The organism is Oleiphilus sp. HI0043, from assembly GCF_001634935.1.
In genome coordinates this window covers 1-1,118 of record NZ_LWEY01000949.1, presented here as the reverse complement: position 1 = coordinate 1,118, position 1,118 = coordinate 1, and the positions used below count along the sequence as shown (strand labels likewise).

Annotated in this window: 1 protein-coding gene; it reads left to right on the top strand. The window is 43.3% G+C overall.

All coding sequences use genetic code 11. From position 1 onward, the window contains the following. Nucleotides 1-1,118 (top strand): toprim domain-containing protein (locus A3729_RS10415; protein WP_231877408.1); only part of this gene is annotated, 1,118 nt, incomplete at both ends.

Below are 1,118 nucleotides of genomic sequence, written 5' to 3'. Positions count from 1 at the left end.
ATACCAACAATATTCCACAGCGAGACGGTGGAACGCATATGGCGGGTTTCCGTGGTGCACTAACTCGTACATTGAATAACTATATCGAGAATGAAGGTCTAGGTAAGAAAGAAAAGGTTTCAACAACAGGGGACGATGCGCGAGAAGGCTTAACCGCAATTGTTTCGGTTAAAGTTCCCGATCCAAAGTTCAGCTCGCAAACTAAAGATAAGTTAGTATCGAGCGAAGTAAAGACAGCTGTTGAACAAGAAATGGCTGCTAAGTTTGCAGACTATTTGTTAGAGCAGCCACAACAAGCCAAGAACCTGGTTGGTAAGATGCTTGATGCGGCAAGAGCTAGAGAAGCAGCACGAAAAGCGAGAGAAATGACTCGACGTAAAGGTGCGCTAGATATTGCTGGTTTGCCTGGGAAATTGGCAGATTGTCAGGAGAAAGACCCAGCGCTTTCCGAACTATACATAGTGGAGGGTGACTCAGCGGGCGGATCAGCCAAACAGGGCCGGGACAGAAAAACACAGGCAATACTGCCACTGAAAGGTAAGATATTAAACGTTGAAAAAGCACGCTTTGATAAGATGCTATCTTCTGCAGAGGTTGGCACCTTAATTACAGCCTTAGGTTGTGGTATTGGGCGAGAAGAGTACAACATCGAGAAACTCCGTTATCACAGCATCATTATCATGACTGATGCGGATGTCGATGGTTCTCATATTAGAACCTTATTATTGACGTTCTTTTTCCGTCAGATGCGAGAGATTATAGAACGTGGTCATATTTTTATTGCTATGCCTCCTTTATATAAAGTTAAGAAGGGCAAGCAGGAGCAGTACCTGAAAGACGAAGCTGCCTTAGAACAATACCTGACCCAGTCAGCTTTAGATGATACTCATTTATATGTTGATGAGGGAACACCCTCAATCTCTGGCCAAGGTTTAGAAACCTTAGTTGGTCAATATCGTGAAGTAGAAACCATTATTTCTAAGCTTGCCCGTTCTTATCCGTTACTTGTACTGGAAACTTTGCTTAAAGTAAGCGCGCTGAATAAAGAAGATCTTAAAGAGAAAGCGAAAGTTTCGGCTTGGGTTGAAGAAATACAGCCTTTGCTTGGTATTGATACC